The organism is Pseudomonas bharatica CSV86 (assembly GCF_000319305.2).
GTDB classification, from domain to species: domain Bacteria; phylum Pseudomonadota; class Gammaproteobacteria; order Pseudomonadales; family Pseudomonadaceae; genus Aquipseudomonas; species Aquipseudomonas bharatica.
Window position 1 is genome coordinate 2,365,712 of record NZ_AMWJ02000002.1, and the last position, 15,707, is coordinate 2,381,418.

11 protein-coding genes and 2 pseudogenes are annotated in these 15,707 nt (G+C 60.8%); 5 read left to right on the forward strand and 8 right to left on the reverse strand.

Annotation, left to right across the window (positions count from 1 at the left end):
• Position 1: 1 nt before the first annotated feature.
• Genes mgrA through CSV86_RS24705 form a run of 3 tightly spaced genes read right to left on the reverse strand, consistent with a single transcriptional unit; the run spans position 2 to position 4,534 of the window.
• Complete coding sequence (gene mgrA, locus CSV86_RS24695; RefSeq protein WP_009396536.1) at positions 2-1,039, reverse strand: L-glyceraldehyde 3-phosphate reductase; 1,038 nt, start codon at positions 1,037-1,039, stop codon at positions 2-4.
• An 11-nt stretch (positions 1,040-1,050) separates the two neighbouring features.
• Positions 1,051-2,382, reverse strand: a complete 1,332-nt coding sequence (locus tag CSV86_RS24700; RefSeq protein ID WP_009396538.1) for an LLM class flavin-dependent oxidoreductase — start codon at positions 2,380-2,382, stop codon at positions 1,051-1,053.
• A 1-nt stretch (position 2,383) separates the two neighbouring features.
• Positions 2,384-4,534 carry a TonB-dependent receptor gene (locus tag CSV86_RS24705; RefSeq protein WP_170395145.1) on the reverse strand — a complete coding sequence of 717 codons (2,151 nt, stop codon included), beginning with the start codon at positions 4,532-4,534 and terminating at the stop codon, positions 2,384-2,386.
• A gap of 314 nt (positions 4,535-4,848) precedes the next feature.
• Here CSV86_RS24705 and CSV86_RS24710 point away from each other — a divergent pair.
• Positions 4,849-5,888 (forward strand): annotated as a pseudogene (locus CSV86_RS24710) (LacI family DNA-binding transcriptional regulator).
• A gap of 1,500 nt (positions 5,889-7,388) precedes the next feature.
• Here CSV86_RS24710 and CSV86_RS33560 read toward each other — a convergent pair.
• From CSV86_RS33560 to epsC, 5 genes are all read right to left on the reverse strand, one after another.
• Positions 7,389-7,538, reverse strand: a complete 150-nt coding sequence (locus CSV86_RS33560) for a hypothetical protein (RefSeq protein WP_170395029.1) — start codon at positions 7,536-7,538, stop codon at positions 7,389-7,391.
• A 29-nt stretch (positions 7,539-7,567) separates the two neighbouring features.
• On the reverse strand, positions 7,568-8,089 hold the full coding sequence (locus CSV86_RS24720) for a DUF4225 domain-containing protein (protein WP_170395031.1): 522 nt from the start codon (positions 8,087-8,089) through the stop codon (positions 7,568-7,570).
• Positions 8,058-8,567, reverse strand: a complete 510-nt coding sequence (locus tag CSV86_RS24725; RefSeq protein ID WP_170395033.1) for an Hcp family type VI secretion system effector — start codon at positions 8,565-8,567, stop codon at positions 8,058-8,060. Before CSV86_RS24725 ends, CSV86_RS24720 begins: the two co-directional genes overlap by 32 nt.
• A gap of 236 nt (positions 8,568-8,803) precedes the next feature.
• A complete protein-coding gene (gene betT, locus CSV86_RS24730; RefSeq protein ID WP_037059334.1) occupies positions 8,804-10,789 on the reverse strand; it encodes a choline transporter BetT in 1,986 nt (661 codons plus the stop codon).
• 280 nt (positions 10,790-11,069) lie between these two features.
• Complete coding sequence (epsC, locus tag CSV86_RS24735) at positions 11,070-12,002, reverse strand: serine O-acetyltransferase EpsC (RefSeq protein WP_009396549.1); 933 nt, start codon at positions 12,000-12,002, stop codon at positions 11,070-11,072.
• A 288-nt stretch (positions 12,003-12,290) separates the two neighbouring features.
• Here epsC and CSV86_RS24740 point away from each other — a divergent pair, with 288 nt between their 5' ends.
• The 4 genes and pseudogenes from CSV86_RS24740 (at position 12,291) to tcyN (ending at position 15,639) form a co-directional block, all read left to right on the forward strand.
• Positions 12,291-13,289: a D-cysteine desulfhydrase gene (locus tag CSV86_RS24740; RefSeq protein WP_009396550.1), complete on the forward strand. Its 999-nt coding sequence runs from the start codon at positions 12,291-12,293 to the stop codon at positions 13,287-13,289.
• Between the two features lie 118 nt (positions 13,290-13,407).
• The gene (gene tcyJ, locus CSV86_RS24745; RefSeq protein WP_009396551.1) at positions 13,408-14,208 is read left to right on the forward strand and encodes a cystine ABC transporter substrate-binding protein; all 801 of its coding nucleotides are present in this window, start codon (positions 13,408-13,410) and stop codon (positions 14,206-14,208) included.
• Positions 14,205-14,878 (forward strand): annotated as a pseudogene (gene tcyL, locus CSV86_RS24750) (cystine ABC transporter permease). The gene tcyJ and the pseudogene tcyL overlap by 4 nt, the downstream one beginning before the upstream one ends.
• Positions 14,875-15,639, forward strand: a complete 765-nt coding sequence (gene tcyN, locus CSV86_RS24755) for an L-cystine ABC transporter ATP-binding protein TcyN (protein ID WP_009396553.1) — start codon at positions 14,875-14,877, stop codon at positions 15,637-15,639. The pseudogene tcyL and the gene tcyN overlap by 4 nt, the downstream one beginning before the upstream one ends.
• Positions 15,640-15,707 lie beyond the last annotated feature (68 nt).

The window sequence follows — 15,707 nt, forward strand, 5'->3', positions numbered from 1 at the left end:
ATCACTCCGCCAGCGAGGGCTTTTCCCAGAGGTTGATACCGCCCTCGACCGCATGCCGGTCGATCTGCGCCAGTTCTTCGGCGCTGAACACCAGGTTATTCAATGCACCGACGTTCTCGACGATCTGCTCCGGGCGGCTGGCACCGATCAGCGCCGAGGTCACCCGCGTGTCGCGCAGCGTCCAGGCCAGCGCCAGCTGGGCCAAGCTTTGGCCGCGCGCCTTGGCGATCTCGTTGAGGGCGCGGACATGGGCCAGGTTGGCCTCGGACAAGTGCGACGGCAACAGCGAGCCACCACCCGGCTTGTTGACCCGCGCATCCTTGGGCACACCATTGAGGTACTTGTCGGTCAGCAGGCCTTGAGCCAACGGCGTAAAGGCGATCACCCCGGCGCCCAGCTCATCGGTGACATCGAGCAGGTCTTTTTCCACCCAGCGATTGAGCAGGTTGTAGGCCGGCTGGTGGATCAGCAGCGGCACCTTCCACTCCTGCAGCAACCGGGCGATTTCCCGGGTCTTGCTTCCGGAGTAGGAGGAAATCCCGATATACAACGCCTTGCCCTGCTGCACCGCCGTAGCCAGCGCGCCAGCGGTTTCTTCCAGCGGCGTGTCCGGGTCGAAGCGGTGCGAATAGAAGATATCCACATAGTCCAACCCCAGCCGCGCCAGGCTCTGGTCGAGGCTGGCGAGGATGTATTTGCGCGAGCCGCCACCCTGCCCGTAAGGGCCTGGCCACATGTCCCAGCCGGCCTTGCTGGAGATGATCAGCTCGTCGCGGTAGCCCTTGAAATCCTCGCGCAGCAGGCGGCCGAAGTTGCTCTCGGCGCTGCCGTAGGGCGGGCCGTAGTTGTTGGCCAGGTCGAAGTGGTTGATGCCCAGGTCGAAGGCGGTACGCAGCAGGGCGCGTTGATCGCCCAGCGGTGTGCTGTCGCCAAAGTTGTGCCACAGGCCCAGGGACAGGGCGGGCAGTACCAGGCCGCTGCGTCCGACACGGCGGTACGGCATGGAGGTGTAGCGGTTTTCCGCGGCAACGTAGGTCATCGGCGTGCTCCTCAAGAGAAATATGGGTTGTTCGGCCGGCTCAGGCCAAGGTGTTCGCGCAAGGTGGTGCCTTCATAGCGGGTACGGAACAGGCCGCGCCGCTGCAACTCGGGCACCACATGGTTGGCCACGTCTTCCAGGCCGCCCGGTAGATGCGGGACCAGTACATTGAAGCCGTCGGCGGCGTCGTTTTCGAACCATTCCTGCAATTGATCGGCGATCTGCGCCGCAGTGCCGATCAGGCTGTGATGCCCGCGTCCACCGGCGATACGCCGGCCCAGCTGGGCCAGGTTGAGGTTTTCCCGCTCGGCCAGTTCGCTGAGCAGGCGCTGGCGGCTGCGCTGGCCGCTATCGGTGAGCGGCAGTTCCGGCAACGGGCCGTCCTGTGGATAACCCGACAGGTCGAAGTTGCCCAGCATTCTGCCGAGCAGGGCGATCCCCACCTCAGGCTCCACCAGTTCCTGGAACCCGGCGAATTTGTCCTCGGCCTCGGCCTGGCTGGTACCGGTCACCACGAACACGCCCGGCATGATCTTCAATGAATCGCGATCACGCCCGTACGCCGCGAGCCGGTCCTTCAGATCGGCATAGAAGGCCTGCGCCGCCGCCAGCGAGGTCTGCGCGGTGAACACCACATCGGCGGTGCGCGCCGCCAGGTCCAGCCCGGCCGGCGAGGAACCGGCCTGGACCACGACCGGGCGGCCTTGGGGAGGGCGGGCTACATTCAATGGACCGCGCACTTTGAAGTGTTCGCCTTCATGATTGAGCAATCGTACTGAATCAGGCTCGTAGTACGTACCGGACTTCTTGTCGCGCACGAAGGCATCGTCGGCCCAGCTGTCCCACAAGCCGACCACCACATCATGAAATTCACGTGCGCGAAGGTACCGGTCTGCGTGGCCTACGTGTTCATCAAGGCCAAAATTTCGCGCCTCTGCCGCTGCGTCGGAGGTCACCAGATTCCATCCTGCCCGCCCTCCTGACAGATGATCGAGCGAAGCGAACTTCCGTGCTATGTGGTATGGCTCGTTGTACGTTGTAGTAGCTGTACCCACCAAACCGATGCGCTCCGTGACGCCGCTCAGCGCCGATAGCAATGTCAAGGGTTCGAAGTGGTCGGAACGGGCCATCCGGCTGGCAATCTCGCCTTCGGCAGCAGCAACGCTGTCGGCGACGAACAACGCGTCGAAGCAGGCGTCTTCCGCGACCCGGGCCAGGTGTCGATAGTGCTTGATATCCAGTCCGGCATTGGCCGGAACATCGGGGTGGCGCCAGGCGGCAACGTGATGCCCGGTAGCCATCAGAAAGGCGCCGAGACTCATTTGCCGTGGTGTTTTGCTCATGTCAGAAGTCCTTGCGTAGCTGGATGCCGAAGTAACGTTCATCGTCCCGCGGCACCGCGCGGTAGATGTAGTTCCCTCCGGTGGCCAGGAGAGGTGAGTAGGATTTGTCCGCAAGGTTTTTCGCCAGCAGCGCCACGCGCCAGCCTTCGTTGTAGTCCGCCAGGGCGACGCTGGCATTCCAGATGCCATAGGCGCCCTGAACGGTGTCGGCGTTCTGGGAAATGTCGTACTGCACTTTGCTCTGCCAGCTGAAGTCCGTATCCAACTCGACATCCAGGCCGTTATCCAGCGGGATGCTGTAGTCGGCGCGGACGTAGCTTTTCCAGTCCGGGCTGTACGGCAGCGGCTTGCCATTCACGTTGCACGAGGCCGCTGCGCCCGCCGGGCAGGCGAATTCGTCGATGCGCGCCTTGGTGTAGGCGACCGCACCGGAGAACTTCAGTTGCGAGGTGGCCTGCAGGGCGAAGTCCAGCTCGGCACCTTCGCTCTTGACGCTGCCGGCATTGATCAGGCGGGTCACCACCTGGCCGGCGACGCTGTCGAAGAAGTTCGCCTGGTAGTTGTCGTACTCGGTATGGAACACCGCCAGATTGGTGGTCAGGCGGTTGCCCCACAGGCTGGCCTTGAGCCCGGCCTCCCAACTGTTGGAGGTTTCCGGCTTGAGCGCCTCGGTGTCGCGCGGCTGCATGTTGAAGAACACGTTGTAGGCCGGGCCCTTGTAGCCACGGGAGTAGGTCAGGTAGCTGGTGATGTCGTCGGTCAGGTCGTATTGCACACCGAGGCGCCCGGACCAGCCGTCCTCGTCCACCGAACCGGAACTGCTGGTGCCTGGCTGGATGCCATTGACCGCGGTTGCCGAGGTAGAGACGCGGCGGTGGTCGTACTCGAGGTCGTCGTGGGTCCAGCGCAGGCCGGCAATACCACGGAAACGCTCGGTGAAGTTGAGGGTGCTTTCACCGAACAGCGCATAGCTGTCATTGGTAGTGCTGTAGTCGGCGATGCCCTGCTGGGTCGCGGTGGTGGTGCGCAGGGTCCGGCGGTAGGTTTCTTCATCCTTGCCGTGCATGTAGAACAGGCCACCGACGTATTCGAGGAACTGGCCCTTGGGCGAAGCCAGGCGCAGCTCCTGGGAATACTGGTTGTACTCCAGTTCGCCCTTGTCCTCGATGCCGGGGAAGGCCGCACTGATGGTTGCCAGGCGGTCACCGTCCTGCCACTGGGTGTTGTCCCAACCGCGCCAGGCGGTGATCGAAGTCAGGGTGTAGTCACCGAGGCTCCAGTCGAGCTGGGCCGACAGCCCCTTGTTGGTGTCGTCCACGTGGCTGCGGTAATCGCTGACGATATCGCGGTTGTCGCTGTCGGCGCGTATCGGCGCCAGGGCGTTGGAGAAGGCCGGCAGCAGGGACTTGCTGACCACGCCGTTGGGCGCGTCGTCGCGGGATTTCAGGTAGTCGGCGGCGAGGGTCAGGCTGAGGTCGTCATTGGGCGTGAACACCAGCTTGCCGCGCACGCCCTTGCGGTTGTAGCCGTTGACTTCCTGGCCGTTGGCCTTGTTATCCACATTGCCGTTGTAGCTGCCGAACAGCGTGGTGATAGAGCCTTTCAGGGTGTTCGGAACCAGGCTACCGCCGATGCCGAAACGGGTGCGGCTCTCGTTGCCGCTGTAGTACGACTGCTCGACGAAACCGTGGGTTTCTTCCGTCGGCGTGCGGGTGGTGATGTTCAGTACACCGGCCGAGGCGTTCTTGCCGAACAGCGTGCCCTGCGGGCCGCGCAACACTTCGAGGCGTTCGATATCCAGCAGGTCGAGGGTCGATTGGCCCGGACGACCGAAGACCACGCCATCGATCACCGTCGCCACGGTCGGCTCGACGCCCGGCGACGTGGAGATGGTACCGACGCCACGGATGAACAGCGAGGTGTCCTTGTTCGATGCGCCGGTACGGAAATTCAGGCTCGGCACTTGCTGGACGATGCTCGCCACGCTGTTACGGTTTTCCCGTTCCAGTTGCTCGCCATCCACCACCGAGACGGCGACCGGCACCTGTTGCAGCGAGGCTTCGCGGCGGGTGGCGGTGACGGTCACGGCCTTGAGGGTCGGACTGTCACCTTGAGCGGCCGGGCTGGTGTCGGCAGCCATTACCGGCGCCATCGGCAAGGCGCTCAGCGCGAGCGCGCCGAGGGCCAGGCGTTGACGGCGGATGGCCTGGGCCAAGGGAGAAGTGGTGGGGAAAACGCAGCGCGGCTGTGCATGGTTTGCTACTCGAAGAATGCCCTGTCCACCGCGATCGCTGATCGCGGCGCCTGATGAAACGTCAGCGCGGGGTTCTTGGGCATTCGCTCGTGCGAGTAGCAGACAAACCACTTTGTTAGCGCTAACATCGCCAGTATCATCGGGCGCCAAATAGATCGTCCAATACTGAAAAATTACTTTTATATGCGTTTTGGTTTTTAAGGACATGCCTCGTGAGCGATGAAAAAAGCCCGCCCCGCAAGCGCCGTGGCGCCGGTCGCGTCACCCTGCAGGCGGTGGCGCGGGCTGCCGGGGTCTCGGCGATCACCGTGTCGCGCTACTTCAACCAGCCGGAGCAGGTTTCCCCGGAACGGCGCGAGCGGATCGCCGAAGTGGTGGCCGAATTGGGCTATGTGCCGAACCTGGTGGCGGGCGGGCTGGCCTCGGCGCGAGGGCGGATCGTCGGCATGGTGATCCCCAACATCTCCGGGCCGATCTTTGCCGACACCATCCAGGGCTTCAGCGACACCCTCAGTCGACATGGCTACCAGTTGCTGCTGGCTTCCAGCTACTTCTCCGTCGAGCAGGAAGAAAATGCCGTGCGCGCCTTCCTCGGCTGGTCGCCGGCAGCGCTGGTGCTGACCAGCCACTTCCACAGTGCGGCCACGGAAAAGATGCTCGCCGAGGCGGATATCCCCCTGGTGGAAACCTGGGACTACCGGCCCGAGCGGGCGCCGGTGCAGATCGGGTTTTCCCATCATGAGGTTGGGGTGGTAGCGACGCGGTATCTGCACGACAAGGGATACCGGCGTATAGCCTTCGTGCAGAACAGTGCGGCGGGGGACTTCAGCGCGCTGGAGCGGCGGGACGGCTATATCGAGGCGCTGACCGCGCTGGGTGTCGAACCGCAGGTATTCGCACCGGAGACGGACCTGGCGCCGTTCGAAGCGGGGAAGCAAGCGATGCTGGCGTTGATGGAATCAGCGCAGCGGCCGGAAGCGATCATCTTTGCCAATGACAACCTGGCGGCAGGGGCTCTGCTGGCCGGCCAGCGCGCGGGGTACAGGATCCCCGAGGATTGTGCGGTGATGGGGTTCGGGGACTATCCGTTCGCCGGGATGCTGATGCCTGGGCTGACCACGGTGAAACCGCCGGCGTTGCAGATGGGGGTCATGGCGGCTGAGCGGGTGTTGCAGCAGCTGGGGTGATCGAGGGGGAGGCGGTGCAGTTGAATTTGTTGGGGTGCTTGGTGGTTGCCCGGGAAAGCGCTTGAAAACTATCTATTGCGAATGCGCCACCTGAGCCTTTCGTTTCTAGGGATGGCCCAAGCATGGAGGGGAATGCAGATGACAGCGACCCAAATAATTGACGGGTTAGCAATAAGCAGTTCGGGGCGATAACCGTAGAACAGGAAATGCTGAAACTCCAACACCGTACTGTGATAGGAGACTATTGAAACGTTAAAAAAGAAACATATCCCAAACACAAGCCGGCCTAAGTCAGGATGCGTGAAACAAAATTTCAGAACAAACGCAATAAGCAAAAGCACAACCGAGCAGCAAAAATATAACACCCCAAACATGACGCCCCCCACATCAGATCCGAAAAATAAAAAGCCAACCACCTTAGTGCCATCAGGAGCATAAGGAAGGGCTATCACAAGAACCCTATTAATCCCTGAAATCTTTACCTCGTAGATCGGTAGGGGACTGCGACCTGAATCTATATCATTCACATGCTATAGCTTCATTGGGAGCTTTTGCTTTCGGCGGAAAAAACGCCTACGCTCCCATGGCACAGGAAGCGCTAGGACATGAGCCGGACCAAAGAAAAACGCTAACCATGTCAGAACTGGATAATCAGAGCTCAAATTTGGAAAGCAAAGTTCCTCTGTCAAACAACCCTCCATGAAAAGCCGCCAATGAAACATAAGAAAAAAAGCGGCTGGAAACATAAACACCCAAACCTTTATTTCTGAGTAGTGAGCACCGGACCATCTGCGCCCTATAGAAAAAGCAACAAAAACAAAAAACATTGAGCAACAAAAATACAGAAGCGTTATCATCTTTTCCCTCATACCAAAATCCATTTATCGCATTTTTCTTCTTAGCCTAAAAAGCCGCCAAGGTTCCCATTGTGTGGGAATGGCAAAGCAGTGAAGAAAAGTGGCTGCGGTCGCTACCATTTCCACTATCAAATTATTTTTGATGAGCCCAAGAAAGCATTTAAAAAACAGCATGCAGTCACGCTGGGTAAGCTCTATATAAAATAAAACACAGAAGCCATTGAAAAGAACAAGAGAGCCCGCAATTAACTTGTTGTAATTTCTTCCTGAAAACCTATATCTAAGAATGTATGCAAGAACCACAACTAAGGCCGTGAAAAATACAAGCACGTGAGCAATCACTTCTTAGCTTCCTGAGCCGCTTCGTAGGCCTGATAGGCTATCCAGCCACCCATTGCGCCATGAAATAAACTTTCAATTATTTGCCGCAAGACTTTCTTGCCACCGGAAAAGAGCAAGCATGTAATATTGCAGCAACAAATGCCACCGCTGCCATCAAAGGATAATTCTGATATTCCTTACCAAGACACTCAGTAAACACCATGCAGCCTTGGTCAACGAATCTCATGTAAGCACATATAAACACAAAATTGAAAACCCCAGAAAAGCAATATCGCCACGACTCATATTTTATTTTTGAGCTTCGCCATTTAAAAAAGAATGCACAGCTTAGACTGACCAAAACCAACATCCAGAGATCGACAAAACTCACTTCTTTGACTCTTGATAGGTTTGCTCAAGCGTACTTACATCTGCACCGACATCGACCCAAAGGCTAAACTTGCCCATTCTTGTATAAGCACGCACGAAATCAGAGTCAATATAGTTAAATAGTTTCCAGCTTCCCGGCCGCCTCACCTTCCTCAAAAGCCCATAAATGGATAGACCTATATCCGCCCCCCATAGGCCACATTCCCATGACTAGGTTTTCCACCTAAAGCAGTCGCACCCTGTTGATAGAGCGCTCTCAGAGGCCCAACAGTATCGTCACGACCAGTACGAAGATTTTCAACGTTCTCTAAAACATTGTTGGCGCCATGCAATGCCAGCGGAAATCCAACTACGCACCCCGCTGCAGTTCCACAGAGACCAACACCACCCACAAACTGATATGTGCCGGCAACTACTCCCAAGCCCTGCCGCCCGATAGTAATTGAACGCTCAATCCAATGTCCGTACTCAAGCGCAATAGCTTTAAGCGCATCTTCGACACTGACCTTGGCATCCCTGACATCCGATAAAAGCTGGCGCGTGTAAAGCGCTACCTGATGATTGAACTGTCCCCGCAATCCCCCATCCTGAATATGCTGCGAACTCACCATGCAGGCATACCGGGTCAGGTTCGCCGCACTCTGATGCAGTTCCTGCAGCTTTCTTTCACGCTGGTAAGACGAAAGTTGGGTGCTCATTCCTCCAGCCCGAGAACGCGAAGCTAGTGGTGGTCGCGATGTGGTGAGTCCAGGTGATGCTGCTGTAGCGCAACACGAGTTGCTCGGTCGCCTGGGCATCGTTGAACATCAGTACGTCAGGGATATTGAGGGTGACACTCACGACCCGCGCGCCTTTCAACAGGACGGTGTAGTACTTCTGATCGAACGATCCAGCCCTGCGATAGAGATCGATTTCACACTCGATTTCTTCCCGGTCGGTCAAAGCCTTTGCCAACAACGGACTGGCCTTGTCCAGTAGCTTGTGGATGACAAAGGGATTGTGAACAGCACTGGAAACGTTGCTGACGCTGGTCATCGTGTGAGTCATCGACAGCACGAGGATCTGATCGGTGTGCCCAGCCTGGCACAGGTTACCGATGGATTCCGGGGTAGAACACCTCGCAGAAATCAGCCCGCTCTTCGTGCCGGTAATGCGCATATAGCTGTGATTGGCCATGATCGAACGCCACTTGTAGGTTGGAGTTCGCAGCCTAGAGAGGTGAGACGGCAGCGTCTGTGAGACGTTTCCGAGAGAGTGTGCGGATTTTCGGAAAGCTGGCGGGAGGATCCCGTTTCCGGGAAAACACATAACCCTGTGGGAGCTGGCTTGCCAGCGATTGGGCCCGACCTGACAACATTTTTGTCATTGCCGGCCTCATCGCTGGCAAGCCAGCTCCCACAGTGACTGCGCTGCTAGCGCACCAGATGCAGATACTGCAAATGCCGCTCGTACTGGTCGAGGATGTCGTTGATGATCTGCTCCTTGCTGTAGCCCATCAGGTCATAGTCCTGGCTACCCTCGGCCAGATGCACCTCGGCGCGGTAGTACCGGCGGTTCTTCAGTTCCTGCGTGCCCAATCCGGCCAGGGCGAAGGATGGCGTGAAGTAGCCGCGCATCTGCACCTGGTAGAGGAACGGCTGCTCCTCGCCATGGCCGATCTTCAGGCTGACATTGTCGTGACTCGGATCCTCCTGGGTGATGACGCTCAGCCCCTTTTCCGCATAGACCTCGGTCACCTCGGCAATCGCCGGGCGCACTACGTCGTCCATGAAGCGATAGACCTCGTCGCGCGACGGGAAGTGCACCGCCTGGCTCAGGCGCTGGCGCCAGCCGCCCTTGCCGCGGCGCGAGCTGGCGAACGGCGCCAGCGAGTGCATCTGCGCGATCTGCCGCTGCGACTCCAGATAGAACGCCTTGTGCAGGCCCCACATCATCGCCAGCAGGATCACCGAGAACGGCAACGAGGTGAGCACCACCGCCGACTTCAAGGAGTCGATGCTGCCGGCGAACAACAGCCCGCTGGTGACCAGCGCGGTCATCACGCCCCAGAACACGCGCAACCAGTTCGGCCCGTCTTCGTCGGTACTGCCGCCCTTGGCCGACAAGGTCGAGAGCACCACGGTGCCGGAGTCGGCCGAGGTGACGAAGAAGACGAAGCTGATGAACACGGTGACGGCGATCACCACCTTGCTCCACGGGTAGGTTTCCAGCAGCAGGTACAGGGTCATCGACGGATTCTCGATGGCCGAGTCGGCCAGCGCGGTCATGCCGTGGTCAAGCACCTGGGTCAGGGCACTGTTGCCAAAGATCGACATCCACGCGAGGGTGAAGCCGAGCGGGATCAGCAGCACGCCGAAGACGAACTCGCGAATGGTCCGGCCCCGGGAAATACGTGCGATGAACAGCCCCACGAAGGGCGCCCAGGCAATCCACCAGGCCCAATAGAACACCGTCCAGTTGCCCAGCCAGTCGTTGGACTGGTTGTAGGCATATACGTCGAAGCTCTTGCGCGGCAACACCGCGAGGTAGTCGCCAAGGTTCTGGATCAGGGTGTTGAACAGGTGCTGGGTGGGACCGGCGAACAGCACGAACAGCAGCAGCGCACAGGCGAGAAACAGGTTGATGTCGGACATCACCCGCACGCCCTTCTCCACCCCGGCGACGGCCACCATCACCGCAGCGCCCATCATCAGGGCGATCAGCGCGACCTGTATCCATTGGGTGTGGGCGATACCGAACAGGTAGTCGAGCCCGGAATTGAGATGGAGCACGCCGAAGCCCATGTCGGCGCCGAGGCCGAACACCGTGGCGATGATGCCGAAACCATCCACCGCGTAGCCGATCGGCCCGTTGATGCGCTTGCCGATCAGCGGATACAGCGCCGAGCGCAGGGCCAGCGGCAGGTTGTGGCGATAGGCGAAATAGGCCAGGGCCATGCCGACAAAAGCAAATACGCCCCAGCCGTGCAGGCCCCAGTGCAGGAACAGCACCTGCATCGCCTGGCGCCCCGCCTCCACCGTGCCGGCTTCGCCCTGGGGCGGCTGCATCAGGTGGGTCAGGGGTTCGGAGACACAGAAGAAGAACAAGGTGATGCTGATCCCCGCGGCGAACAGCATGCCGGCCCAGGACAGGTAGCTGAACTCGGGCTCGTCATGGTCGGCACCAAGCTTGATCTTGCCGTAGCCGGACAGCGCGGTGACCACCACGAACACCAGGTACAGGGTCATGGCCAGCATGTAGTACCAGCCGACGGTGTGCGCCGCCCAGTTCTGCGCGGCCAGCAGCCACTCGCCAGCGGCCTGCGGGTTGGCGATGACGGTCAGGGCGAACAGCAGGATGAAGGTGGCGGCGAAGTAGAACACCGGAGGGTTCATGCGGATCCTGGACGGGGCATTCATCGTTGAAGTACCTCGCAGGAACAAAGAGCGGTGGGGTTGAACGGGTTCAGCAAAGGCAGATCCTCCTGTTGAACACCGGCAGCGGACCAGCGTTTTTAATTTGAACAAGCGTTCAAGTTAAACATGGATCGGGATTCGAGGCGACCTATGGCTGACTACTGGACTGGGAAATTTGTGCTGTTCTTGAGGGCCTCATCGCTGGCAAGCCAGCTCCCACAGGGATCGCGTAACCTGTGGGAGCTGGCTTGCCAGCGATGGGGCCCTCGAGGCCACCCAAGAATTACTTCTGCGCGCCCTCGTCCGACTGCAGGTTGGCCTGGGTGATATTGCTCTCTGCCGGCACGCTGCGGGTCAGCCAGACGTTACCGCCAATGGTCGAGCCCTTGCCGATGGTGATCCGCCCGAGAATGGTCGCCCCGGCATAGATCACCACGTCATCCTCGACAATCGGGTGGCGAGGATGGCCTTTCTGCAGCTTGCCGCATTCATCCTCGGGGAAGCGCTTGGCGCCCAGGGTGACGTGCTGGTAGATGCGCACGCGCTCGCCAATGATCGCGGTTTCGCCGATCACCACGCCGGTGCCATGGTCGATGAAGAAGCTAGGGCCGATCTGCGCGCCCGGGTGGATGTCGATCCCGGTGATGGAATGCGCCAGCTCGGAACTGATCCGCGCCAGCAGTGGCAGCCCGGCGCGGTAGAGGTGGTGGGCGAGACGGTGATGGATGATCGCCAGGACGCCGGGATAGCACAGCAGCACTTCGTCGACGCTGCGTGCCGCCGGGTCACCGTGGAAGGCGGCCAGTACATCGGTGTCGAGCAGCACGCGCATGGCCGGCAGGGCAGCGGCGAACTCCTGGATCAGGCGCAGCGCCCTGGCATCGACATCCGCGTCATCCTGCTTGTCATGGCGCGCGGCATAACGCAGTTCCAGGCGGGCCTGGGCGAGCAGCGAGGTCAGCGCCGAGTCGAGGGTGTGTCCGACATAGAAATCTTCGCTTTCCTCGCGCAGATCCACCGGGCCCAGGCGCATGGGGAACAGCGCACCACAGAGTTGTTCGAGGATCTGCCTGACCGCCTCGCGCGACGGCAGCTCGCGTCCGCCCTGCTCACCGCTGCTGCGGCCATTGCGGGTGCGCCACTCATCGCGGGCCGAACGAAGCTGGCCGACGATGGAATTCAATTGCCAATACCCGGACTGCGCGTTGTCGCTCACGGTTGTTTCTCCTGCTCGGCGGCATGGGACTGGTAGGGGAATGCCGCTCTCCTGTCCAGCACTCTACGTCATGGACGGGGGCTGGAAAAAATACCCTGTTATGACGGTTGGCTATATGCCATGCATAAGCAGGAATACCGGGGTGGCCAAATCGCTGGCAAGCCAGCTCCCACAGGTTCAGTGGCGCCGCGGATACTTGTGGGAGCTGGCTTGCCAGCGATTGGCAGCACAGTTGTCCGTGAGCCGATCACTGCTTATGCTCGAATTTTCCTACAACTGACCAAGCCCATGATCGAACGACAGCTGTCCCGCTTCAATCGCCTGGAACTGCTCGGTGCCCCGACCCCGCTGGAACGGCTCCAGCGCCTGTCGGCCTGGGCCGGGCGCGAGATCTACCTCAAACGCGACGACCTCACGCCCCTCGCCCTCGGCGGCAACAAGCTGCGCAAGCTCGAGTACCTTGGCGCCGACGCCCTGGCCAAGGGGGCGGACACCCTGGTCACCGCCGGTGCGATCCAGTCCAACCATGTGCGCCAGACCGCTGCCCTCGCCGCCCGTCTCGGCCTCGGTTGTGTGGCGCTACTGGAAAACCCCACCGGCACCGATTCCACCGAGTACCTGGAGAACGGCAACCGCCGGTTGCTGGAGCTGTTCGATACCAAGGTCGAGCTGGTCGACAACCTCGACAATGCCGACGAGCAGCTCCAGGCCCTCGGCGTGCGCCTGCATGCCAGCGGCCGCAAGCCGTACCTGGTGCCCATCGGCGGCTCCAATGCCCTCGGCGCCCTGGGCTACGTGCGCGCCGGGCTGGAGCTGGCCGCGCAGATCGAACAGAGCGGCCAGCGCTTCGCCGGCGTGGTCCTCGCCTCCGGCAGCGCCGGCACCCATGCCGGCCTGGCCCTGGCATTGGCCGAGCGCCTGCCCGACCTGCCGGTGATCGGCATCACCGTTTCGCGCAGCGAAGAGGCCCAGAAACCCAAGGTCCAGGCCCTGGCCGAACGCACCGCCGAGCTGCTCGGCGTACAACTGCCAAACGCCTTCAAGGTCAACTTGTGGGACGAGTACTACGCGCCTCGCTACGGCGAAGCCAATGCCGGCGGCCTCGCCGCGATCCGCCTGCTGGCCAGCCAGGAAGGCGTCCTGCTCGACCCGGTGTATACCGGCAAGGCCATGGCCGGGCTGCTCGACGGCATCGCCCGGCAACGCTTCGACGACGGTCCACTGATTTTTCTGCACACGGGCGGGGCGCCGGCATTATTCGCCTACCCTGATGTCTATACACGCTGACACCGGCGCAGACGCATAATCCTGAAAAGAATATGAGGATTACTTTTTATTATTTTCAGGCCTATAGAGCGCGCTCTTATAGTCACCACCACTTTCACAACAAGACTGGGGACAGGGCATGACGATTTCCGTTTTCACCAAACGCATTCTCGGTGTCGGCGCGGGCATTCTGCTGGGTGCCAGCCTGCTCGGCCAGGCAGTGGCCGGCGAGCAGCTGCAGACCATCAAGGACAAGGGCGTGATCAACGTCGGCCTGGAAGGCACTTACCCACCGTTCAGCTTCGTCGACGAGAACGGCAAGCTGACCGGCTTCGAGGTAGAGCTGTCGGAAGCCCTGGCCAAGGAGCTGGGCGTCAAGGCCAAGGTCCAGCCAACCAAGTGGGACGGGATTCTCGCAGCCCTGGAATCCAAGCGTCTCGACGTGGTGGTGAACCAGGTGACCATCTCCGACGAGCGCAAGAAGAAATACGACTTCTCCGAGCCCTACACCGTTTCCGGTATCCAGGCGCTGATCCTGAAGAAGAAAGCTGCTGACCTGAACATCAATGCCGCCGCCGACCTGGCCGGCAAGAAGGTCGGTGTGGGCCTGGGCACCAACTACGAGCAATGGGTGAAACAGGCCGTGCCGCAAGCCGACGTGCGCACCTACGAGGATGATCCGAGCAAGTTCGCCGACCTGCGCAACGGGCGCATCGACGCGATCCTGATCGATCGCCTGGCCGCGCTGGAATATGCGCAAAAGGCCAAGGACACCGAACTGGCCGGCGCCGCCTTCTCCCGCCTGGAATCGGGCGTGGCCCTGCGCAAGGGCGAGCCGGAGCTGCTCGAGGCGATCAACAAGGCCCTGGACAAGCTGCGCGCCGACGGTACGCTGGCCAAGCTGTCGGAGAAATACTTCGGTGCTGATGTCACCAAATGATCGCTGAAAGCCTGCAACTGGTTGCCGACTCCACGCCCTTCCTGCTGAAGGGCGCTGGCTACACCGTATTGCTCAGCGTCGGCGGGATGTTCTTCGGCCTGATCCTGGGCTTCGCCCTGGCGTTGATGCGCCTATCGAAGATCCCCCGCTGGACTGGCTGGCGCGCATCTACGTGTCGTTCTTCCGCGGCACGCCGCTGCTGGTGCAATTGTTCGTGATCTACTTCGGCATGCCGCAGATCGGTATCGAGCTCGATCCGATCCCGGCTTCGCTGATCGGCCTTTCGCTGAACATGGCCGCCTATATCTGCGAAATCCTGCGCGCGGCAATCTCCTCGATCGACCGCGGCCAGTGGGAAGCCGCCGCCAGCATCGGCATGACCCGCACCCAGGCGATGCGTCGGGCGATCCTGCCGCAGGCGCTGCGCACGGCCCTGCCGCCGCTGGGCAACAGCTTTATCTCGCTGGTCAAGGACACCGCCCTGGCCGCCACCATCCAGGTACCCGAGCTGTTCCGCCAGGCGCAGCTGATCACCGCGCGAACCTTCGAGGTGTTCACCATGTACCTGGCCGTGGCGGTGATCTACTGGATCCTCTGCAGCATCCTCGCCCACTTCCAGCACCGCATGGAGGCCCGGGTCAACCGGCATGACCAGGAGCCGCAACGATGATCCGCGTGCAAGGCCTGAACAAGCATTTCAACGATCACGCCGTGCTCAAGGACATCGACCTGACCGTCGAGCCCGGGGAAGTCATCGCCATCATCGGCCCCAGCGGCTCGGGCAAGACCACCTTCCTGCGCTGCCTGAACCTGCTGGAAACCCCGGACGGCGGCACCATCCAGGTCGGTGACGTGCAGATCGACGCCGGCCGCCCGCTCAAGCAGCAGGGCGGGCTGATCCGCCGCCTGCGCCAGCAGGTCGGATTCGTGTTCCAGAACTTCAATCTGTTTCCCCATCGCACCGCGCTGGAAAACGTGATCGAAGGTCCGTTGATCGTGAAGAAAACACCCCACGAACAGGCGGCGGCACTGGGGCGGTCACTGCTGGCCAAGGTCGGCCTGGCGGGCAAGGAAGACGCCTATCCGCGGCGCCTGTCCGGCGGCCAGCAACAGCGCGTGGCCATCGCCCGCGCGCTGGCGATGGAGCCCCAGGTGATCCTCTTCGACGAGCCCACCTCGGCCCTCGACCCGGAACTGGTCGGCGAAGTGCTGGCGACCATCCGCGACCTCGCCAGGGAAAAACGCACGATGATCATCGTTACCCACGAAATGAATTTCGCCCGCGACGTGGCCAACCGGGTGATCTTCTTCGACAAGGGGGTGATCGTCGAACAGGGCGAAGCCAAGGCGCTGTTCGCCAACCCGCAGCATGAACGGACCAAACAGTTCCTCGGCAAGATCCTCGGCGCGAACAGCGCCAGCCAGGGCTGAAAACACGGAGCAGGCCGGGAAAAACGTGGCGATGACGTTTTTCAATGGCCTCGATGCCGCAATCCGCC